The sequence below is a fragment of the Microbacterium sp. Cr-K32 genome, from assembly GCF_000708345.1.
Classification (GTDB): Bacteria; Actinomycetota; Actinomycetes; order Actinomycetales; family Microbacteriaceae; genus Microbacterium; species Microbacterium maritypicum_A.
The window spans coordinates 49,027-69,825 of sequence record NZ_JARD01000022.1 but is presented as its reverse complement, the minus strand read 5'-3'; the positions used below and the strand labels follow the sequence as shown (position 1 = coordinate 69,825).

16 protein-coding genes and 1 riboswitch are annotated in these 20,799 nt (G+C 69.3%); of the genes, 11 read left to right on the top strand and 5 right to left on the bottom strand.

Annotated features, from left to right (window positions below; genetic code table 11):
• Positions 1–62: 62 nt before the first annotated feature.
• The 4 genes from GZ64_RS0111160 to mfd all read right to left on the bottom strand — a co-directional run bounded on the left by GZ64_RS0111160 (position 63) and on the right by mfd (position 8,853).
• Entirely contained in the window at positions 63–1,490 is a 1,428-nt protein-coding gene (locus tag GZ64_RS0111160) for an APC family permease (RefSeq protein WP_197020523.1), read from the bottom strand.
• Between the two features lie 159 nt (positions 1,491–1,649).
• Positions 1,650–4,619: an aminotransferase gene (locus GZ64_RS0111155; protein ID WP_029266599.1), complete on the bottom strand. Its 2,970-nt coding sequence runs from the start codon at positions 4,617–4,619 to the stop codon at positions 1,650–1,652.
• Entirely contained in the window at positions 4,616–5,242 is a 627-nt protein-coding gene (locus tag GZ64_RS0111150) for a gamma carbonic anhydrase family protein (RefSeq protein ID WP_029260417.1), read from the bottom strand. The genes GZ64_RS0111155 and GZ64_RS0111150 overlap by 4 nt, the downstream gene beginning before the upstream one ends.
• 35 nt (positions 5,243–5,277) lie before the next feature.
• Complete coding sequence (mfd, locus tag GZ64_RS0111145) at positions 5,278–8,853, bottom strand: transcription-repair coupling factor (RefSeq protein WP_029266597.1); 3,576 nt, start codon at positions 8,851–8,853, stop codon at positions 5,278–5,280.
• A gap of 78 nt (positions 8,854–8,931) precedes the next feature.
• Here mfd and GZ64_RS0111140 point away from each other — a divergent pair, with 78 nt between their 5' ends.
• The 7 genes from GZ64_RS0111140 to GZ64_RS0111110 all read left to right on the top strand — a co-directional run bounded on the left by GZ64_RS0111140 (position 8,932) and on the right by GZ64_RS0111110 (position 14,538).
• Complete coding sequence (locus tag GZ64_RS0111140; protein ID WP_029260419.1) at positions 8,932–9,495, top strand: GNAT family N-acetyltransferase; 564 nt, start codon at positions 8,932–8,934, stop codon at positions 9,493–9,495.
• A 51-nt stretch (positions 9,496–9,546) separates the two neighbouring features.
• On the top strand, positions 9,547–10,410 hold the full coding sequence (locus GZ64_RS0111135) for an Fpg/Nei family DNA glycosylase (protein WP_029266595.1): 864 nt from the start codon (positions 9,547–9,549) through the stop codon (positions 10,408–10,410).
• Positions 10,411–10,503: 93 nt separating this feature from the next.
• Positions 10,504–10,648, top strand: a riboswitch (FMN riboswitch).
• Positions 10,649–10,711: 63 nt separating this feature from the next.
• Complete coding sequence (gene ribD, locus GZ64_RS0111130) at positions 10,712–11,767, top strand: bifunctional diaminohydroxyphosphoribosylaminopyrimidine deaminase/5-amino-6-(5-phosphoribosylamino)uracil reductase RibD (protein WP_029266594.1); 1,056 nt, start codon at positions 10,712–10,714, stop codon at positions 11,765–11,767.
• Positions 11,767–12,396, top strand: a complete 630-nt coding sequence (locus GZ64_RS0111125; RefSeq protein ID WP_029266593.1) for a riboflavin synthase — start codon at positions 11,767–11,769, stop codon at positions 12,394–12,396. The genes ribD and GZ64_RS0111125 overlap by 1 nt, the downstream gene beginning before the upstream one ends.
• The gene (locus tag GZ64_RS0111120) at positions 12,393–13,661 is read left to right on the top strand and encodes a bifunctional 3,4-dihydroxy-2-butanone-4-phosphate synthase/GTP cyclohydrolase II (protein WP_029260423.1); all 1,269 of its coding nucleotides are present in this window, start codon (positions 12,393–12,395) and stop codon (positions 13,659–13,661) included. Before GZ64_RS0111125 ends, GZ64_RS0111120 begins: the two co-directional genes overlap by 4 nt.
• On the top strand, positions 13,658–14,131 hold the full coding sequence (gene ribH / locus GZ64_RS0111115) for a 6,7-dimethyl-8-ribityllumazine synthase (protein WP_021201043.1): 474 nt from the start codon (positions 13,658–13,660) through the stop codon (positions 14,129–14,131). The genes GZ64_RS0111120 and ribH overlap by 4 nt, the downstream gene beginning before the upstream one ends.
• A 53-nt stretch (positions 14,132–14,184) precedes the next feature.
• A complete protein-coding gene (locus GZ64_RS0111110) occupies positions 14,185–14,538 on the top strand; it encodes a hypothetical protein (protein WP_029260425.1) in 354 nt (117 codons plus the stop codon).
• Positions 14,539–14,542: 4 nt separating this feature from the next.
• Here GZ64_RS0111110 and GZ64_RS0111105 read toward each other — a convergent pair whose 3' ends face one another.
• Positions 14,543–15,529: a LacI family DNA-binding transcriptional regulator gene (locus tag GZ64_RS0111105; protein WP_029260426.1), complete on the bottom strand. Its 987-nt coding sequence runs from the start codon at positions 15,527–15,529 to the stop codon at positions 14,543–14,545.
• Between the two features lie 159 nt (positions 15,530–15,688).
• On the opposite strand from GZ64_RS0111105, the gene GZ64_RS0111100 reads away from it, so the two are divergent.
• From GZ64_RS0111100 to GZ64_RS0111085, 4 genes are all read left to right on the top strand, one after another.
• On the top strand, positions 15,689–16,606 hold the full coding sequence (locus GZ64_RS0111100; protein ID WP_021201040.1) for a carbohydrate ABC transporter permease: 918 nt from the start codon (positions 15,689–15,691) through the stop codon (positions 16,604–16,606).
• Between the two features lies 1 nt (position 16,607).
• Entirely contained in the window at positions 16,608–17,498 is an 891-nt protein-coding gene (locus tag GZ64_RS0111095; RefSeq protein WP_021201039.1) for a carbohydrate ABC transporter permease, read from the top strand.
• Positions 17,499–17,565: 67 nt separating this feature from the next.
• Positions 17,566–18,918, top strand: a complete 1,353-nt coding sequence (locus GZ64_RS0111090) for an ABC transporter substrate-binding protein (RefSeq protein WP_029266589.1) — start codon at positions 17,566–17,568, stop codon at positions 18,916–18,918.
• 69 nt (positions 18,919–18,987) lie between these two features.
• On the top strand, positions 18,988–20,727 hold the full coding sequence (locus GZ64_RS0111085) for a glycoside hydrolase family 35 protein (RefSeq protein ID WP_029266587.1): 1,740 nt from the start codon (positions 18,988–18,990) through the stop codon (positions 20,725–20,727).
• Positions 20,728–20,799 lie beyond the last annotated feature (72 nt).

Below are 20,799 nucleotides of genomic sequence, written 5' to 3'. Positions count from 1 at the left end.
TCCTGCGGCGAAGAGCCGCCTTCCTCTTCGGAAGGCGGCTCTTCTGCGTCACGGAGCCGACGTCAGCTCTCGTCGACGGGCACCTTGACGACCTTGTTGTACCCGGTCACCGCCTGGTTCTCGTCGAACGCGACGACCTTCTTGCGGAAGCCCTTCGTGATGATCGCGAGGTAGACGACCCCGATCGCGGTCCACACGAGGCCCCCGCGCAGAGCGTCTTCATGCAGGTTCGCCCAGAGCAGGCCGGTGAGGACCATGCCGATGCCGGGCATCACGATGAAGTTGAAGATGTCGCCGGGCGTCTTGCGACGGCCCTTGCGGATCGCGAACCAGGCGATCACCGAGATGTTGACGAACGTGAAGGCGATCAGCGCCCCGAAGTTGATCCACGCCGCGATCAGCTCCAGGGTGAACGGGATCGCCAGCAGGGAGATGGCGCCGACCAGCACGATGTTGAACGTCGGCGTGTGGGTGCGCGGGTTGATGTAGCCGAACGCCTTCTGCGGCAGCACGTTGTTGCGCCCCATCACCAACAGCATGCGCGACACCGAGGCGTGCGAGGCGAGGCCCGAGGCGAGGGTCGCGCAGAAACCGGCCGCGGTGAGCACCGCCATGAGCACGGGTCCGCCGACCAGGTTGCCGATGATCGGGAGGGTGGAGTCCTCGACGAACTGCATGTCGCCGCCGGGCGCGAACTCGTTCCAGTCGGGGAAGCGCAACTGCGTGAGGTAACCCGAGATCAGGAAGATCGCCCCGCCCAGCAGCACCGTCAACAGGATGGCCTTCGGCATGATCTTCGGATCCTTCGCCTCCTCCGCGTACATCGTGACGGCGTCGAAGCCGATGAACGAGAAGCAGACGATCGTGGCGCCCATCAGCACCGCGCCCATCGTGGCGCCGTCGTGGAAGAACGGGGTCATCGACGCGACCGTTCCCGCCCCCTCGCCGCGCATCAGCTGGGCGATCACCATCACCACGAACACGGCCATGACGACGATCGAGAACACCAGGAGGATCATGTTCATGTTCGAGGTGCCGCGCATCGTGAGGTAGATGATGGTGGTGACGAGGATGCAGTACAGCACGACCCAGATCCAGCCCGGGATCTCGGGGAACAGCGCTTCGAGGTAGCTGCGGATGATGAGGCAGTTGACCATCGGCAGCAGCACGTAGTCGATCAGCGAGGTCCACCCGACCATGAACCCCAGATTCGGGTGGATCGACTCGCGCACGTACGTGTACGCCGAACCGGCACTCGGGATCGCGCTCGAGATCTTGCCGTAGCTGATCGCCGTGAAGACCATCACGACCAAGGCGACCAGGTAGGCGGCCGGTACGACGTCGTCGGTGTCACGGGCGACCATGCCGAACGTGTCGAACACGACCGTCGGCGTCATGTATCCGAGCCCGAGCCCGACGATCGCCCACAGTCCGAGATTTCGTCTGAGCGTTCCTCCGCCGTGCGCGAGCGGCTTCGTCTTCGTGGCCATGGGTACTCCTCGGGGGACAGCGCATGGGTCGGACTTCGGGTCGTCCGACGCTGAGCAACAGTATGGACCGGAGGGAATCGTCAGCGCTACGGTGAATTCGGTTCGAAATGCGCTTTTAACATTCCGAATGACGGCGGGATTCGAAGGAGACGCCCGACCTCACCATCCCTCGGTGAGCACGCGATCCAGCATCGCGACGACGTGGTCGGCGCTCTCGGCGCTGAGGCACAGGGGCGGTTTGATCTTCAGCACGTTCGAGCGTTCCGAGGTCGTCAGCACGATGACCCCCAGTTCGCGCATCCGCTCGCAGATCGCCGCAGCCTCGGCGGCGGCAGGCTCCATGGTCTCGCGATCGCGCATGAGTTCGACGCCCAGGTACAACCCCTCGCCGTGGACGACGGCGACGAGCGGATGCCGGTCCGCGAGGCCGCGCAGGCCCTCGGCGAGGCGGGCACCGATCACTGCGGCGTTGTGCTGCAGGTCGTCCTCGGCCATCGCGTCCAGCACCGCGATGCCGACCCGGCAGCTGAGCGTGCTTCCCCCCGCAGACGAGAAGAACTGGCCTTGCGTCGACAGCGCGTCCGCGATGCGCTTCGTCGTGATCACCCCGCCGATCGGATACCCGTTGCCCATCGGCTTCGCGATCGTGACGATGTCGGGCACGACGTCCGCGAGCTCGAATCCCCAGAAGGTCGATCCCATCCGCCCGAATCCGACCTGCACCTCGTCGGCGATGCACAGTCCACCCGCCGCTCTGATCTGTGCGTAGGCCCCGGCCAGATAGCCGTCGGGGAGCACCACGCCTCCCGCGTTGCCGAGGATCGACTCGCACAGGAACGCGGCGACCTCTCGTCCCTCGTCCTGCAGCCGGTCGAGATCGGCAGCGAGATCGGCGAGGTAGTCGCCCGCCACGTCGGAGCCTCGATAGGTGCCGCGGAAGCGATTGGGGACATCGGCCACGTGCACCCAGTCCGGGCGCGTCGCGAGGGCGGAGGGATTGTCGTAGGCGCTGGTGGTGACCGCATCGCTCGCCATGGTCCAGCCGTGGTACGCCTCGCGCAGTGCGACGACCGTCCGCCGTCCGGTCGCGGCCTGGGCCAGACGGATCGAGAGGTCGACCGCCTCCGAGCCGCTGTTGACCAACAGGACGGTGTCGAGGTCGCTGCCCTCCGGCATCAGTTCGAGCAGCCGCTCGCTGTACTCCGCGAGATCGCGGAACAGGAACCGGGAGTTCGTGGCGAGGGTGCGCAGCTGGCGGTCCGCCGCATCCGCGACCTTCGGATGCGCGTGGCCGAGACCGGCGACGTTGTTCACCATGTCGATGTAGGTGCGCGCGGTGGTGTCGACCAGGTGGTGCCGCCAGCCGCGCTCGATCTGCGGCGGGTGCGCGTAGTAGCGCTCCTGCGCCGCCGCGAAGATGCGCTCACGGCGCGCCTGCTCCGCCGCCGATTCATCCCGCTGGGCGAAGGAGGGTAGCCCGAGCAGCGGCGCAGGATCTGCGGTGAGGCGGCGCCAGGCCGCGACCCGATCGGGGGCGATCAGTGCCGCTCCGTCCGCCTGGCGCTCCGGAGCATCGTCGCGGTGGATTCCGACGGTCAGGCGCCGCGGCTCGAACGACGCGGCGAGCCACGCCACGGTCTCCCCGGTACCGACGGGGCGCTCGCGCCGCTCTTCCGCATCGAGACCCGAGACCTCCAGCACCCATTCGTGGGCGTCGTCCGGACCGGTGAGGTCGAGCGCGAAGCGGGCGATCTCGCCCCGCTGCGTCACCCGTGCCTCCGTCGGCGCCACCACCCGCACCCGAGGGCCGGGAGGCAGATGCAGTTCGGTCGCGGTCGCCCAGGTATGCCCCGGGTCCGCCTCGTCGACGGTCGCGCGGGTCAGGCGGAACGCCCCGTACGGCATGACTGCCACGGCGACGCCGAGGTCGAATGCATCGGCGACCAGAGCGTGCTCGACCGATTCCTCGAGCCAGCGCCCGTTGTCGAGGGCGGCGGACTCGACACCCGGATCGATCACGGCCACGCGACCGGTGAGATCCGGCAGCAGTGCGCGCAGCGGAGCCTCGTCGTCGTCCCCTGCGAGTTCGGGGGCGGAGAATCCCGGGGCGTCGATCCCGACCGCGGCGAGCACGTGCTCGGTCATCTCGACGAGCGGCAGCAGCGTCGCGGCGTCGAAGATCGCCTGCTCGCCCGACACCCTCTCGCGCGCGTAGTCGTTGTCCCCGTCGATCTCGAGCTGACGCCACCCGCTCGCCACCAGCAGGGCAGCGCGCAGCACCACGAGCGGCCAGACGGCCCTCGCCTCCGCATCGCCCAGCGGCACCTGGCGATGGAATGCCGCGATCGTCTCGATCACCCGCAGCGGCCGCTCCGGCTCGTGGTGCAGCATCGATGCCGCGCACACCGCCAGTTCGGCGACGCGCCAACCGAGCCCGAGGTCGCCGAGGTCGAGCACCGTGCGCGGGTGCAGCCGTGCGTCGTCGCCCCGCTCGCCCATCACGTTGTCGTCCGTGAGGTCGCCGTGGATCGTCTGCACGGGGAGCCGGTCGGCGAGAGGTTCGACGGCGGCGTGCGCTTTGGTCGCGGCGCGCAGCACCCGTCCCCGGAGCGCGGCATCGGCGATCGACGGCGCGAGCGCATCGATCTGTTCATACGCGACGCGCATGTCCCACATCTGCCGACGATCCAGCCCGGGGTGTCGGAGCGGCTCCAGCGCACGCACGGAGGCGGCGGCGAGCGCGCCGAACTCCGCGAGCACGACGGGTGCGAGATACCCGGAACCCACCATCGGCTCGCCCGGCGCGAACTCACTGCGCCGCACGGCGAAGCCGTTCCAGCGCTGGGTCATCGCGCCGTCGAGGCCGGGGAGCGCTGCCGGTACGCGAACGCCGGCAGCGCGGTAGGCCTCGAGAGCGACATGCTGGGCGTCGCGTTCGTCGTCGCCGAACACCGGGTTGTCGATCCGCAGCACGCTCCTCGTGCCGTCTTCTGCCGTGAGCAGGAAGTTCCGGTCCTGGTTGCTGCCGAGCTCTTCCGCCGTCGCCGTGATCCCCCAGCACTCGAGCGCGATGCGCGCGGCATCGGCCGTATCGACGTCGGGACGGACCAGGCCCACGCCCGCCGTCATGCGCGGTGCTGCCCGCGGTGCGCGTCGTCGAGGCTCACGTCGTGGGCATGCCGCGCGAGCGAGCTGCCGTAGCGCTCGGTCAGCTGCACCATCAGGTCGGGGGTGTCCCGATCGACGCCGAAGACGTGCCCCGGGAAGTCGAGATCGGGCTGTGCCGCCGCGATCTCCTCCTCACGGTCCGGCGAGAACAGCTGTGCGGGGTCGCCCACCGCCACCCAGCCGATCGGCACGACCGTGCCCTCCGGCAGCACGGCGCGACGGAGCACGATGGCGTTCACGCGCACCTCACAGCGCGGCCCGATCAGCGAGCCGTTGAACAGCCGCGACCCCGAGGCGAGGAACGTCTCGTCTCCCACCGTCGCACCGGCGATGCTCGACAGCGTGCCGATCAGGGTGTGCGACCCGATGTGCACCGCATTCGCCGCCGTCGCCCGGATGAGCGCATTCTCCATCACGATGACGTGCTCGCCGAGCGTGATCGCCCCACCCTCGGCGGTGATGACGGCGCCGTGCAGCACCTGGCAGCCCGGCCCGATCTCCACATCTCCGGAGACGACGGCGGTGGGGGCGATGACGGCGGTGTCATGGACGCGGGGCCGAGCCCCGAGGTGCTCGTACAACATGCGGCCAGACTAGTACCGCGGCCCCCCGTCGCGCGCTACTCGGTCTTGGCCGGCTCGGGGAAGATCGCGGTGAACAGCTGCCCGACCCACTCGAGCAGCTGTGCGTCGGGGAGCGGCTCGAGACCCACCCCGACCGCCGCGGGGACGGTGGGCATCGGCACGACCAGCGCCTCTCCCCCGGCCACGAGCTTCGCCTTCGGGTAGAGCCGCTGCAGCCGCACCTTGATCGAGTCTTCGAGCCGCGCGGGCGCGATGCGCAGGTTCGAGCCCATCACGACGACGTCGGTCAGCCCGACCCGGGCAGCGCGACGGCGCAGACGCGAGATCGCCAACAGGCCCTCGACCTCTTCGGGCGGCGTGCCGTAGCGGTCGACGAGCTCTTCGACGACCAGATCGATCGCCTCATCCTTGGCGGTCGCCGCCGAGGCGGCGGAGAGCTTCTGGTAGGCCTCGAGCCGCAGCCGCTCGCTGTCGATGTAGTGCTCGGGGATGCGCGCATCCAGGGGCAGTTCCAGGCGCAGCTCCTGCCCGGTCTCGACCTCGTCCCCGCGGAACGTCGCCACGGCCTCGCCGATCATGCGCAGGTACAGGTCGAATCCGACGCCCGCGATGTGTCCGGCCTGTTCGGCGCCGAGCAGGTTGCCCGCCCCGCGCAGTTCGAGGTCCTTCAGCGCGACCTGCATGCCGGAGCCCAGGTCGTTGTTGACCGCGATGGTCTGCAGACGGTCGGCCGCGGTCTCGCTCAGCGGCTTCATCTCGTCGTACAGGAAGTACGCGTAGGCCCGCTCGCGCCCTCGTCCGACGCGGCCACGCAGCTGGTGCAGCTGACTGAGTCCGTACTTGTCGGCGCGGTCGATGATGATCGTGTTCGCGTTCGCGATGTCGAGACCCGTCTCGATGATGGTCGTCGAGACGAGCACGTCGAACTTGCGCTCCCAGAAGTCGTCGACGACCTGCTCGAGCTGGTGCTCTCCCATCTGTCCGTGCGCGACCGCGATCCGGGCCTCGGGAACGAGTTCGGCGAGCTCGCTCGCGACGCGCTGGATCGACTGCACCCGGTTGTGCACGAAGAAGATCTGCCCTTCGCGCAGGATCTCGCGACGGATCGCCGCCGCCATCTGCTTGTCGCTGCGCGGGCCGACGAACGAGAGGATCGGGTGCCGGTCCTCCGGCGGGGTCGCCAGCGTGGACATCTCCCGGATGCCGGTGACCGCCATCTCGAGCGTGCGCGGAATCGGCGTGGCACTCATGGCGAGGATGTCGACGTTGGTCTTCATCTTCTTGAGCGCGTCCTTGTGCTCGACGCCGAACCGCTGCTCCTCGTCGATGATCATCAGGCCGAGGTCCTTGAACATCACCTGGTCGGTGAGGATGCGGTGGGTGCCGATCACCATGTCGACCGAACCCTCGAGCAGGCCTTGCAGAGTGAGGCGCGCCTCCTTGTCGGTCTGGAAGCGCGACAAGGGCCGCACCTTGACGGGGAAGCCGGCGAAGCGCTCGGTGAACGTCTCGAGGTGCTGCTTCACCAGCAGCGTCGTCGGCACGAGCATCGCGACCTGCTTGCCGTCCTGGATCGCCTTGAACGCCGCACGGACCGCGACCTCGGTCTTGCCGAAGCCGACGTCGCCCGAGAGCAGCCGGTCCATCGGGATGGGCCGTTCCATGTCGGCCTTGATCTCGTCGATCGTCTGCAGCTGGTCCTGTGTCTCCGCGAACGGGAACGCCTCTTCCAACTCGCGCTGCCACGGGGTGTCCGGGCCGAACGCGTGGCCCTTCGCGCTCATGCGCGCGGAGTAGAGCTTCACGAGCTCGACCGCGATGTCGCGCACGGCCTTGCGCGCCTTGCCCTTGGCCTGCGACCAGTCGCTGCCGCCCATCTTCGAGAGCGTCGGGGCCTCGCCGCCGACGTACTTCGAGAGCAGATCGAGCTGGTCGGTGGGCACGAACAGCTTGTCGCCGGGATACCCGCGCTTGGATGGCGCGTACTCGAGCACGAGGTAGTCGCGGGTGGACTTGGTCGCGTTCCGCCCGCCGGTGGAGACCTCGCGCTTTGTCATCTCGACGAAGCGGCCGATGCCGTGGGTCGCGTGGACCACGAAGTCGCCCTGCTTGAGTTGCAGCGGGTCGACGACGTTCTTGCGTCGCGAGGCGAGCTTCTTGACGACGCGCTGGTCGCCGCCGATCGTGCGGCCGTAGAACTCGTTGTCGGTGAGGACCGCGAGCTTCGCCTCCGCCACCTGGAAGCCGGCTTCGACGGACCCGGTGACGAGGGTCGCGACACCGCCCTCCGGTGCGTCGGTGAGCGTCTCGACCACCCGGGCGGCCAGGCCGCGGTCGGCGAGCACGTCGCGTGCACGATCGACCAGACCGTGACCGGCGGCGATCACGACCACCCGCCAGCCGTCGGTCACCTTCGCCTCGACGAACGAGATCGCGCCGTCGACGTTGCCGTGGAAGGAGGGGATGACGGCGGCGCCGAGGTTCGTGGCCTCCGCATCGCCCTCACCGAGCCCGGCGCCGAACGGGCTGAGCCGCCACCACACCCCGCCCCGGTCGCGCACGACCTCGCGCAGCTCGGCGATGGTCAGGAAGTCACCGGCCCCCAGATCGATGGGCGCGGAGGCGCCGGAGGTGGCGGCGCTCCAGGCGGCGTCGAGGAACTCGCGGTTGGTGTCGCCCAGGGTGATGGCGCGCGCACTCGATCGCTCGGGATCGATGACCGCCGTGGCGCTTCCCGCCGGCAGGTACTCGGCCAGCGACTTCAAGGGTCCGGCGACCGCGGGGAGCAGCGACTCCATGCCTTCGACCGGGATGCCCTCGGCCATCTTCTCGAGCATGCCCGAGATCGCGGGGAAGCCGCCGACGAGTGCGCGGGCCCGATCGCGGACCTCGGCGGTGAGCAGCAGCTCGCGGGTGGGCGGCAGGTCGACGCCCGTGACATCGCCCGGAAGGGAGCGCTGGTCCGCGACGGAGAACGCACGGATCTGGTCGATCTCGTCGCCGAAGAACTCGACGCGATAGGGGTGCTCCGACGTGGGAGGGAAGACGTCGAGGATGCCGCCGCGCACCGCGAACTCGCCGCGCCGCGACACCATGTCGACGCGGGAGTACGCCCGTTCGACCAGCTGCTCGACCACGCGGTCGAGTTCGTGCCCCCGGCTGCCGACGCCGAGTTCGAGCGGGGCGATCTCGCCCAGGTTGCCGGCGATCGGCTGGAGCGCGGCCCGCACGGACGCGACGACGACGAGCGGGTGGTCGCCCGACCACTCCGCGATCCGGCGCAGCGTCTGCAGACGCTGACCGACCGTGTCCGGGCTCGGGCTGAGCCGCTCGTGCGGCAGCGTCTCCCAGGCGGGGAACGTGAGGATGTCGGCGTCGGGCAGGTAGGCGTGCATCGCCAGCGCGAGGCTCTCCGCCCGCCTCCCGGTGGGGACGACGGCGAGGAGGGCGGCAGGGTGTCCCGCCGCCGCCCTCTTCTCGAGCAGGCCGGCGAGCGCCGGGGCGTCGAGCCCGTCGACCAGGCCGAGGTCGGCGTCGGTGCGCGCCCAGCTGAGGGCGTCACGGTACAGAGACGCCTCTTCCAAGGCGCGCAGAATCCCCGGAACAGTCACCGGACAAGACTAGTCGCGCCCACGGACACTCCGGCCGCCACGCCCGTCGAGGAACGCCAGCCTGCCTAGGCTGTCGGGATGGAATCCGTCGCCCTCACCACGCCCCGACTCGTCCTGCACGCCCCGACGGAGGCGGACATCGACGCGATCACCGAAGCGTGCCAGGATCCGGAGATCCCGCGCTGGACCACCGTGCCGAGTCCGTACACCCGCGAGGACGCCGCGCAGTTCGTGCGTCTGTCAGCCGCGCAGTGGGACGCCGGTTCCGAGGTCGTCTGGGGCATGTATGCGGACGGCGAGCTCGTGGGCATGATCGGTCTTCACAACATGACCGATCACTTCACGGGCGCGACCGCCGAGCTGGGCTACTGGGTGACGGCCGGCGCACGGGGCCGCGGATATCTCACCGAAGCAGCAGCGGCCGTGATCGATTGGGGTTTCGTCGGACTCCGGCTCGTCCGCATCCGCTGGCAGGCCGTCGCGGGGAACATCCCCTCGGCCCGCGCCGCCCGGGCCCTCGGCTTCCGCTACGAGGGCCTGCAGCGGCAGGCGCTGACGAGCCCGCGCGGGCGCGACGACGGCTGGACGGCCGGCCTCCTCCCCGGGGACGACCGCACGCCGGTCGACTGGCCGATCCTCTGAGGGGTGCGCCCACCGGGTGACAGCGTCGGCGCCCGATGACAGGATGAACCCATGCCGGAGATGCCGGAAGTCCAGGGCCTGACCACCTTTCTCGCCGAACGCGCCGTCGGGCGCACCATCACGCGCGCGACCGTCTCGGCGATCGCCGCGTTGAAGACCTACGATCCTCCGATCAACGCCCTCCAGGGACCCACGATCACCGCATCCGCGCGTCTGGGCAAGTTCGTCGTGCTCTCCTGCGGCGACGAGCTGCACCTGGTGTTCCACCTCGCGAAGGCCGGGTGGCTGCGCTGGTACGAGACGCTCCCGACCACGCTCATCAAACCGGGCAAGTCCCCCATCGCCCTGCGCATCGCCCTCGACGACGGCAGCGGTTTCGACCTCACGGAAGCGGGGACGAAGAAGTCGCTCGCCGTGTACGTGGTGCGCGATCCGCAGGAGGTGCCCGGCATCGCCCGGCTCGGCCCCGACCCCCTCGACCCCGCGTTCACGCGCGAGGCGTTCGCCGCCCTGCTCGAGGATCGGCGTATGCAGATCAAGGGGCTGCTGCGTGATCAGGCGGTGATCGCGGGCATCGGCAACGCGTACTCGGACGAGATCCTGCATGCCGCGCGCATGTCACCGTATGCGATCGCCGGAAAGCTCGACGACGCCGAGATCGACCGCCTGTTCGGAGCCATGCGCGAGACGCTGACAGAGGCGGTCGCCCAAGCCTCCGGCAAACCGCCGGCGGACCTGAAGGATGCCAAGCGCCGCGGCATGCAGGTGCACGCGCGTCGAGGAGAGGCCTGCCCGGTGTGCGGAGACAGGGTCCGCAGCGTGTTCTTCGCCGACCGCTCGCTCGAGTACTGCCCCACCTGCCAGACCGGTGGCAAGGTACTCGCCGACCGCCGCCTCTCCCGACTGCTGAAGTGACGGCGGACGCGCCGCACGGTGAAGTCGTCTGTCGCGGAATGATCTGTCGCGGAATGAAATGCGCCCGAACGCGTTGAGTACACTCAGAACAACAACGTGCTCCGGGGTCGGTGGGAATCCGAACCGGCGGTGACAGTCCGCGAGCGTCTCGAGAGATCGGGATGCCGATCCGGTGGAATTCCGGGACCGACGGTGATGCGAGGGCGACCTCGCTAGTCCGGAAGGGAGGCAGCACGAGACGCATCCGTGCGTCCGTTCCGCCACCCCTGTCTGAACCCGGAGCCTCAGAGGAGGACGACGGATGGCAGTGAACGCGGCAGAGCGCCACGCGATGGATCGCGCGCTCCACCTCGCCGCCCGTGGACCGCGCGGGGCGAACCCGCAGGTCGGCGCGGTCCTCCTCTCCCCCGACGGCAGGGTCATCGCCGAGGGCTGGCACCACGGCGCCGGCACCCCCCACGCAGAGGTCGACGCGCTCTCGAAGCTCGCCCCCGGCGAGGCGCGAGGAGCGACGGCCGTCGTGACCCTCGAACCCTGCAACCACACCGGCCGCACGGGCCCCTGCGCCGTCGCTCTCATCGACGCGGGCGTCGCACGCGTGGTGTACGCGCTCGACGATCCCGGCGTCGCCTCAGGCGGCGGGGCGGAACGCCTGCGGTCCGCAGGCGTCGACGTCGAGTCGGGTGAGCAGGCGGACGCTGCACACGCGCTCATCGCCGGATGGCTGACCGCCCAGCGACTCGGTCGCCCCCATGTCACTGTCAAGTGGGCGCAGAGCCTGGACGGCCGCGCGGCCGCCGCCGACGGATCGAGCCAGTGGATCACGGGGCCGACCGCACGCGCCGACGTGCACCGCCGACGTGCGGAGGCCGACGCGATCGCGGTCGGTACCGGAACGGTGCTGGCCGACGACCCCGCTCTGACGGCTCGCGACGGCGACGCCCTGCTGCCGCACCAGCCGATCCCGGTCGTCATCGGCTCCCGGCCCACCCCGTCCGACGCCGCTGTGCACCGGCATCCCCACACCCCGCTGTTCTTCGACACCCGCGATCTGCGTGCGGTGGTGGCCGACCTGCACACCCGCGGCGTGCAGAGCCTGTTCGTGGAGGGCGGCCCGACGCTCGCCAGCGCCTTCATCGAGGCCGGGCTCGCCGATCGCGTGCTCGCCTACATCGCCCCGGTGCTGCTCGGCGGCAGCCGACTCGCCCTGACCGACATCGGTGTCGGCTCCATCGACGAGGCCCGACGCCTGACCGTCGACGAGTGGCTTCCCCTCGGAGATGACCTGCTCGCGATCGCGCACCCCGCGCACGCCACCGATCCCGCGGAAGACCCGCAGAACGAAGGAGCCGCCTGATGTTCACCGGAATCATCGAGGAGATGGGCGAGATCACCGCGATCGCCCCCGCGGGTGACGGCTGGCGCCTGACCGTCCGCGCGCCCCGGGCCGCAGCGAACGCCGTGCACGGCGAGTCCATCGCTGTCTCGGGTGTGTGCCTCACCGTGGTGGGTTCGACCGCCGACACCTTCGACACCGACGTGATGAAGCAGACTCTCGACGTCGCCGCGATCGGGTCGGCGACGGTCGGAACCCGCGTGAACATCGAGAAGGCGATGCCGGTCGGCGCCCGTCTCGGCGGTCACATCGTGCAGGGCCACGTCGACGGCACCGGCGACGTGCTCGAGGTGCGCCCCGGCGCGCAGTGGAGCGTGCTGCGGATCAGCCTGCCCCTCGACCTCGCCCCGCTCGTGGTCGACAAGGGGTCGATCTCGGTCGACGGCACCTCGTTGACCGTGAGCGCCGTCAGCGCCCCTGCAGACCCCTCCCCCTGGTTCGAGGTCTCGCTGATCCCCGAGACCCTCGCCGCGACCACGCTCGGCGTCCGCGCCGTCGGCGACCGCGTGAACCTGGAGACCGACATCCTCGCCCGGCACGTCGAGCGCCTGCTCGCGTTCCGCGCCGCACCGGAAGGAGGCTCGCGATGAGCCTTTCCACCATCGCCGAAGCCCTGGAGGCGCTGCGCGCCGGGCGCCCCGTCCTCGTCGCCGACGACGAGAACCGCGAGAACGAAGGCGATGTCATCCTGTCGGCAGAGCTCGCGACGCCCGAGTGGGTGGCGTGGACCGTGCGCTGGTCTTCGGGCTTCATCTGCGCCCCGATGCCCGCCGATCTCGCCGATCACCTGAACCTGCCGCCGATGGTCGCCGCCAGCGAAGACGCCCGCTCGACCGCATACACGGTGAGTGTCGACGCCGCGCAGGGGGTCACGACCGGCATCAGCGCCCACGACCGCGCCCACACGCTGAACGTGCTGTCGAACCCGGAGTCCACGTCGACCAGCATCATCCGGCCCGGCCATGTGCTGCCGCTGCGGGCGGTCGACGGCGGAGTGCGCGAGCGCAGTGGCCACACCGAGGCCGCGGTCGAACTCATGAAGCTCGCCGGTCTCCGCCCCGTCGGCGCGATCGCGGAGGTCGTGGCGGAGGACGGCAGCATGATGCGCCTTCCCGGCCTGATCGAGCTCGGTGCGCGCGACGGCGTGCCGGTCATCACGATCGAGCAGCTGATCGCCCACCTCAACGAGATCGATCCCGAGGGCGCCACCCCGAGTGCGCATCGCGGCCGTCGCGTGAGCCTGCGCGCCGACGCCACCGTGCCCACCACGCACGGCACCTTCCGCTTCCTCGCCTACAAGGACCGCATCACCGGCACCGATCACATCGCCGTCGTCTCGGGCGAACTCGGCGAGACCGCGCTCGTGCGGGTGCACTCGGAGTGCCTGACCGGCGAGGCGTTCGGCTCGCTCAAATGCGAGTGCGGCCCGCAGCTCGACTCCGCCCTCGACGCGATCGAGAAGGAAGGCGGGATCGTCATCTACATGCGCGGCCACGAGGGTCGAGGGATCGGCCTCATCAACAAGCTGCGCGCCTACAGCCTGCAGGAGGAGGGGCTCGACACGGTCGACGCCAACCTCGCGCTGGGGCTGCCGGCCGATGCCCGCGACTACGCAGCGGCGGCCGGCATCCTCTCCGACCTGGGCGTGTCGAAGGTGCGCCTGCTGACGAACAACACCGACAAGGTCGCGCAGCTGCGCGAGCTCGGCCTCGACGTCGTCGAGCAGGTGCCGCTGATCGTCGGTGTGGGACCCAACAACCATCAGTACCTGGAGACCAAGCGTGACCGGATGGGTCACATCATCGGCGAAGCGGAACTCGCAGAGGCGCTCGCCCACGGAGAGGACGACAAATGAGCGGCGCAGGAGCACCCGAGATCGGCACCATCGACGGACGCGGTCTGAACGTCGTCATCGTGGCCGGAACCTGGCACGAGACGATCTCGAACGGCTTGATCGCCGGTGCGGAGCGCGTGCTGGACGCGGCCCGGGCCACGCACCGACTGGTGCGCGTGCCCGGCTCGTTCGAACTCGCGATCGCCGCCCAGGCGGCCTTCGCCGGCGGGGCGGATGCCGTCGTCGCACTCGGCGTGATCATCCGCGGGGGCACACCGCACTTCGAGTACGTGTCGGCAGCGACCACCGATGGCCTCACCCGCGTCGCCCTCGACGCCGGCAAGCCCGTCGGCTTCGGCGTGCTCACCCTCGACGACGAGCAGCAGGGTCTCGACCGTGCGGGCCTGGAGGGCTCCAAGGAGGACAAGGGCGCCGAAGCAGCGGACGCCGCCCTGCGCACAGCCCTCGTGACACGGGAGCTGCGCGGCTGAGGTCAGCCTGCCCTTGCTAGCGCTGGACCTCGCCTCACTCGTACGGTGAGGGCATGGAGACTCTCCGTCATATCGTGCTGTTCGTCCACCTCATCGGATTCGCCGTGCTCTTCGGCTCCTGGGCCGCGCAGGCGTTCGGCGGAAAGCGTGAGTTCACGCGTCTGATGAACATCGGCATGGCGATCGCCGCGGTCGCGGGCCTCGCGCTCGCGGCGCCGTGGGGCATCTCCTACGAGCTCAACTACGTCAAGATCGGCGTCAAGCTCGTGATCCTGCTCATCATCGGCGCCCTGCTCGGAATCGGCCTGGGTCGTCAGCGCCGCGGTGCGGCCATCCCGCCGGCGGTGTTCTGGCTGGTCGGCATCCTCACCGCCGTCAACGCCGCGATCGCCGCGATCTGGCGCTGAGCCGTCAGCGCGTCCGCGGCGCCGCCGTGCTCGCCCGCACGATGAGTTCGGTACCGACGAGCGGGGTCTGCTGACGCTCGACACCGTCGAGCTCGGCGAGCAGCGCGTCCACCGCGAGCGCGCCCACGCGCTCCGGGTGCTGCTGCACGGTCGTCAGCGGCGGCCAGAGCTGTGCCGCATCGGGCAGTCCGTCGAACCCGACGATGCTCACGTCTCGCGGCACGTCGAGCCCGATCTCTCGGAACGCACGCAGCACGCCGATCGCCATCTGGTCGTTCGCCACGAACACCGCGGTGACACCGTCGATCGCACGCAGTTCGAGACCGGCTGCGTAGCCGGACGACGCGGTCCAGTCCCCCGCCAGCGGCTCCGGGACCGTACGCCCGTGCGTCTCGAGCGTCTCCCGCCACGCTTCACGGCGGCGCTCGGCGGAGTAGGAGCGCGCGGGGCCGGTGACGTGCCACACGGTGTCGTGACCGAGTTCGAGCAGGTGCTCGGTCGCGAGCCGAGCGCCCTGCGCCTGATCGGTGTCGACGAACGGATGCGTCGCCGTGCGGTTCGAGTCGACGAATACGACGGGAAGCGCCTCGGGGATCTCGATGTCGGCCTCGTCGAGCTGATGCGCCTCGATCACGATGATGATGCCGTCGACCGCGTGCTCCTCCAGCCGACGGAACGCACCGGCCACGGTCTCGCCCGCGCTCGACTCGACGGGGATGAGGGTGAGCGCGTAGCCGAGCTGGGCGGCGCGCACGGCGATCGCATCGAGCGTGCGCTGGTTCCCGTAAGAGCTGAACGAGAACATCACGACGCCGATCGTGCGGAATCGCCCTGACCGGAGTGCGCGGGCGGCGCTGTTCGGCCGGTACCCCAGACTGTGCATGGCAGCCTCGACGCGCTCGCGCGTGGCGGCGCCGACGTAGCCCCTGGCATTGACGACGCGCGACACGGTCTGGCCGGAGACGCCGGCCTCGCGGGCCACGTCTTCCATCGAGGGCTCACGTCGACGCGTCGACGTCTCTGTCGGATGCTCCGGGGTCACGATCACCCATCCCCTCATATGTTGACGTTGACACACTACCAGTCGGTCCAATATGTTGACGTTGACACACGGCGCACGGTGCGCCCGAAACGTAAGAAGGACTCGTCGATGACGACTGAAATCCCCGCAGCCCCGGGTGCCCCCGGCATCCGGCGCCGCGACAAGCGCGACTGGAGGGGATGGGCCTTCGTCGGCCCGTTCATGGTCGTGTTCGCCCTGGTGTTCCTGACGCCGCTCGCCTATGCGCTGTACCTGAGCTTCTTCCAGGAGAAGCTCATCGGCGGCACCGCGTTCGTGGGGCTCGACAACTACGTCCGCGCCCTGAGCGACCCGCAGTTCTGGGAGGCGTTCGGCCGCGTACTGGTCTTCCTCGTCGTGCAGGTGCCGATCATGCTGATCCTGGCCCTCGGCGCCGCCCTCGCCCTCGACAGCGCCCGCCTGCGCGGAGCGTCGTTCTTCCGCATCCTGATCTTCCTGCCCTACGCGGTGCCGGCCGTGGTGGCGGTGCTGATGTGGGGCTACATCTACGGCGACCAGTTCGGCCTCACGAGCAACATCAACGACATCCTCGGCGTCGATGCGATCACGCCGTTCGCCAAGGAGTGGATGCTGGTCTCGATCGGCAACATCGTCACCTGGGAGTTCGTCGGCTACAACATGCTGATCTTCTACTCGTCGCTCAAGACCATCCCGACCGACATGTACGAGGCGGCCTCCCTCGACGGCGCCGGGGCGTGGCGCACGATCTTCTCGATCAAGATCCCGTCCGTGCGAGGAGCGCTCGTGATCGCGACGATCTTCTCGATCATCGGCAGCTTCCAGCTCTTCAACGAGCCCAACATCCTGCGCCCCCTGGCCCCGAACGTGATCACGACGTTCTTCACGCCGAACATGTACGCGTACAACCTGTCGTTCGCGGGGCAGCAGTTCAACTACGCCGCGACGATCGCCATCATCATGGGCGTCATCACCGCGGTCATCGCCTACGTCGTGCAGCTGCGCGGCTCGAAGTCGGAGGTGCGCTGACATGGCACTCCCCCTCGCCCGCCCCGCGCACCGGCGCCACGATCCGCTGAAGCCGCGCACGTCGAACACCCTGCTGATCGTCATGATCCTCTACGCGCTGTATACGCTCGTGCCCCTGGTGTGGCTGCTGTTCAGTTCGACCAAGACGCAGGCGGGACTCTTCAGCTCGTTCGGACTCTGGTTCGCCGACGACTTCGCATTCTTCGACAACCTGGTCGCCACGTTCTCGTATCGCGACGGCATCTTCCTGCGCTGGCTCGGGAACACCCTCCTGTACGTCGTGGTCGGCGCCGGGGGCGCGACGCTGCTCGCCACCATGGCCGGCTACGGACTCGCGAAGTTCCGCTTCCCCGGACGCCGTGCGGTGTTCGCCGTGGTCCTGGGCGCCGTGGCGGTGCCCGGCACCGCCCTCGCGGTCCCGACCTTCCTGCTGTTCAGCGAGCTCGGACTGACGAACACGCCGTGGGCGGTGATCATCCCGTCCCTCATCAGTCCCTTCGGTCTGTACCTGATCTGGGTGTTCGCGTCGGAGTCGGTGCCGACCGAGCTGCTCGAGGCGGCCCGCATCGACGGCGCAGGAGAGTTCCGCACGTTCTTCACGATCTCGATGCGGCTGCTCGCGCCCGGCATCGTGACGGTCGCGCTGTTCACGGTGGTCGCCACCTGGAACAACTACTTCCTGCCCCTGATCATGCTCTCGGACCCCGCCTGGTATCCGCTCACGGTCGGCTTGAACCAGTGGAGCGCCCAGGCCATCGGCGCGGGGTCCCAGCCCATCTACAACCTCGTGATCATGGGCTCGCTGCTCACGATCGTGCCGATCGTCATCGCCTTCCTGCTGCTGCAGCGCTTCTGGCAGTCAGGTCTCACCGCGGGAAGCGTCAAGCAGTAGCTCCCCGTACCCCCTGCATCACCTCTGCGATCCGACGCTGGATCGCACCTCCCGAAAGGACACAGCAATGAAGCACCTTCCCTCCCCGACGCGGCGCACCCTCGCGGTGCTCGCCGCAGGAACCGTGGCAGCGCTGGCGCTGGCCGGATGCAGCACCGGCGGCGACGCCGGCTCCGGCAACACGGGTTCCGGCTCGTTCGACTCCGTCGAGGCGGCGCTCGAGAAGGGCGGTGAGATCACGTACTGGTCGTGGACACCGTCGGCCGAGGCCCAGGTCGAGGCCTTCCAGAAGGAGTACCCGAACGTCAAGGTCAAGCTGGTGAACGCCGGCACCAACAACGAGGAGTACACCAAGCTGCAGAACGCCATCAAGGCGGGCTCCGGCGCTCCGGACGTCGTGCAGATCGAGTACTACGCGTTCCCGCAGTTCGCGCTGACGGACGCCTTCACCGACTTGTCGCAGTACGGGTTCGCCGACTTCGAGGACGACTACACCGCCTCCACCTGGAACTCCGTCACCGACGGCGACGCGATCTACGGTCTGCCGCAGGATTCCGGCCCCATGGCCCTGTTCTACAACAAGACCGTGTTCGATGCGGCCGGTGTCGCCGTCCCCACCACCTGGGACGAGTACTACGAGGCCGCCAAGGCGATCCACGCGGCGAACCCCGACGCGTACATCACCAACGACACGGGAGATGCGGGCTTCGCGACCTCGATGATCTGGCAGGCCGGGGGAAAGCCGTTCGAGACCTCCGGCACCGACGTCACGATCGACCTGCAGGACACCGGCTCGAAGAAGTGGACCGAGAACTGGAACCGCCTCGTCGAGGAGGACCTGCTGGCCCCGTACGGCAGCTGGAGCGACGAATGGTTCCGCGCCCTCGGCGACGGCAGCCTGGCGAGCCTCGTGATCGGCGCGTGGATGCCCGCGAACCTCATCTCCGGTGCCCCTGACGGCGCCGGAGACTGGCGCGTCGCGCCGATGCCGACGTACGACGGTTCCCCGGCGAGCGCGGAGAACGGCGGGGGCGGGCAGGCCGTCACGAAGCAGAGCAAGAACCCGGAGCTGGCGGCGGGCTTCCTGTGGTGGCTGAACAACTCCGAGGAGAGCATCTCGATCGCCCTCGAGTCCGGCGGATTCCCGTCGACGACCGCGGAGCTGTCCAGCACGGAGTTCCTCGCCGAGGCGCCGGAGTACTTCGGCGGCCAGAAGATCAACGAGGTCCTCGCGGCCGCGGCCGATGACGTGGTCGAGGGCTGGAGCTACCTGCCCTACCAGGTGTACGGGAACAGCATCTTCGGCGACACCGTCGGCCAGTCGTACCAGAACGGCACCGACCTGAACGAGGGCCTCACCGCCTGGCAGGACGCGCTGGTCGAGTACGGCAACTCCCAGGGCTTCAGCGTCAACAAGTGACCCCGCGGCTGAGCCGGCCCGGTCCCCGCCGGGCCGGCTCCGCCCGCCTCATCGAAAGCACCACGATACGTGACCTCCTTCTCCCTCGGCGACACCGACTTCCTCCGCGACGGACAGCCGCACCAGGTGATCTCCGGCGCCATCCACTACTTCCGCGTGCACCCCGACCAGTGGCGCGACCGCATCCGCAAAGCCCGACTGATGGGACTGAACACGATCGAGACCTACGTCGCCTGGAACGCGCACGAACCTCGGCGCGGAGAGTGGGACGCGAGTGGATGGAACGATCTGGGGCGCTTCCTCGACCTGGTTCACGCCGAGGGCCTCGACGCGATCGTGCGGCCCGGCCCCTACATCTGCGCCGAGTGGCACAACGGCGGACTGCCGGTGTGGCTCACGGGCAGCGTCGAAGGACTGCGCTCCTCCGCTCCGGCCTTCCTCGCCGAGGTGACCGCCTACCTGCGCCGCGTGTACGACATCGTCGCACCGCGGCAGATCGACCACGGTGGGCCGGTGATCCTGGTGCAGATCGAGAACGAGTACGGCGCCTACGGCGCCGACCGCGCCTATCTCGAGTCACTGGTGACCACGACTCGCGATGCCGGGATCACCGTTCCGCTGACGACCGTCGATCAGCCCGTCGATCGGATGCTGAGCGACGGAAGCCTCCCCGGGCTGCACAGGACCGGATCCTTCGGCTCCCGGAGCACCGAACGGCTCGCCACCCTGCGCCGCCACCAGCCCACGGGTCCGCTGATGTGCGCGGAGTTCTGGGACGGATGGTTCGACTGGTGGGGCGGCGTGCATCACACGACCGATGTCGCCGCGGCCGCCGCCGACCTCGACGAGCTGCTGGCGGCCGGCGCCTCGGTCAACATCTACATGTTCCACGGCGGCACCAACTTCGGGCTGACCAACGGCGCGAACGACAAGGGGCGCTACCTGCCCCTGGTGACCTCCTACGACTACGACGCCCCGCTCGATGAGACGGGGAACCCGACAGAGAAGTTCTTCGCCTTCCGCGAGGTGATCGCCCGCTACGCGCCGGTGCCCGACGAGGTGCCCGCGGCGGCCGAGGCCTCCCCCGCGTTCGAGGTTCCGCTTCGAGCGGCGGGACCGTGGACCGATGTCGCAGCGGCCGCGCCGACCACCGCCCTGCCGCAGACCTTCGACGAGCTCGGACATCTGAGCGCCCTCGTACGTTACGACACCGAGCTGCCGGCGGGAGCGGGAGGGCTCCTCGTCGTCGACGACGTGCGCGACCTGGCTTGGGTGAGCGTCGACGGTCACCCCGTCGGCACACTCGCCCGCACTCGGCACGACCGCGCGATCCGGATCCCGGATGGCCGTAGCCTCCGCATCCTCGTCGAGGATCAGGGGCGCGTGAACTACGACCGTCGCCTGGGCGAGGAGAAGGGGCTGATCGGCGAGATCACCCTCGACGGTGCGCCCGTGACGGGCTGGCGAGCGACGACCCTGGATGTCGCGGAGATCGCCGCGGAGATCGATGCGGACGGCGGCCGCGAGCGCGGCCGGGAGGTCGGTCCCACCGCGTGGACGGCCGAGTTCTCCCTGGATGCCCCTGCGGATCTCTTCGTCGACACCGCATCGTGGAGCAAGGGCTACGCGTTCGTGAACGGATTCTTCCTCGGTCGATATTGGCGCAACGGCCCGCAGCGCACGCTCGCCGTGCCCGCACCCGTCACCCGAGCGGGCGCCAATCACCTCGTCGTGCTGGAGCTCGAAGACGTGCTGCAGCCGCGCGCCGTCTTCGTCGGAGCCCCCGCGCTCGGCGACACGGAGGAATAGTCCCCGCGCGGGAGGCGGGCGGACCGCTCACGTCAGCGGCACCGGTGTCGCGTCCGCCATCGTCCCCTCGAT

What these genes read in the sequence shown, in the direction of transcription:
- GZ64_RS0111160 (WP_197020523.1), bottom strand. Translation starts at nt 1,490, where the DNA reads ATGGCCACGAAGACGAAGCCGCTCGCGCACGGCGGAGGAACGCTCAGA.
- GZ64_RS0111155 (WP_029266599.1), bottom strand. Translation starts at nt 4,619, where the DNA reads ATGACGGCGGGCGTGGGCCTGGTCCGTCCCGACGTCGATACGGCCGAT.
- GZ64_RS0111150 (WP_029260417.1), bottom strand. Translation starts at nt 5,242, where the DNA reads ATGTTGTACGAGCACCTCGGGGCTCGGCCCCGCGTCCATGACACCGCC.
- GZ64_RS0111140 (WP_029260419.1), top strand. Translation starts at nt 8,932, where the DNA reads ATGGAATCCGTCGCCCTCACCACGCCCCGACTCGTCCTGCACGCCCCG.
- GZ64_RS0111135 (WP_029266595.1), top strand. Translation starts at nt 9,547, where the DNA reads ATGCCGGAGATGCCGGAAGTCCAGGGCCTGACCACCTTTCTCGCCGAA.
- ribD (WP_029266594.1), top strand. Translation starts at nt 10,712, where the DNA reads ATGGCAGTGAACGCGGCAGAGCGCCACGCGATGGATCGCGCGCTCCAC.
- GZ64_RS0111125 (WP_029266593.1), top strand. Translation starts at nt 11,767, where the DNA reads ATGTTCACCGGAATCATCGAGGAGATGGGCGAGATCACCGCGATCGCC.
- GZ64_RS0111120 (WP_029260423.1), top strand. Translation starts at nt 12,393, where the DNA reads ATGAGCCTTTCCACCATCGCCGAAGCCCTGGAGGCGCTGCGCGCCGGG.
- ribH (WP_021201043.1), top strand. Translation starts at nt 13,658, where the DNA reads ATGAGCGGCGCAGGAGCACCCGAGATCGGCACCATCGACGGACGCGGT.
- GZ64_RS0111110 (WP_029260425.1), top strand. Translation starts at nt 14,185, where the DNA reads ATGGAGACTCTCCGTCATATCGTGCTGTTCGTCCACCTCATCGGATTC.
- GZ64_RS0111105 (WP_029260426.1), bottom strand. Translation starts at nt 15,529, where the DNA reads ATGGAAGACGTGGCCCGCGAGGCCGGCGTCTCCGGCCAGACCGTGTCG.
- GZ64_RS0111100 (WP_021201040.1), top strand. Translation starts at nt 15,689, where the DNA reads ATGACGACTGAAATCCCCGCAGCCCCGGGTGCCCCCGGCATCCGGCGC.
- GZ64_RS0111095 (WP_021201039.1), top strand. Translation starts at nt 16,608, where the DNA reads ATGGCACTCCCCCTCGCCCGCCCCGCGCACCGGCGCCACGATCCGCTG.
- GZ64_RS0111090 (WP_029266589.1), top strand. Translation starts at nt 17,566, where the DNA reads ATGAAGCACCTTCCCTCCCCGACGCGGCGCACCCTCGCGGTGCTCGCC.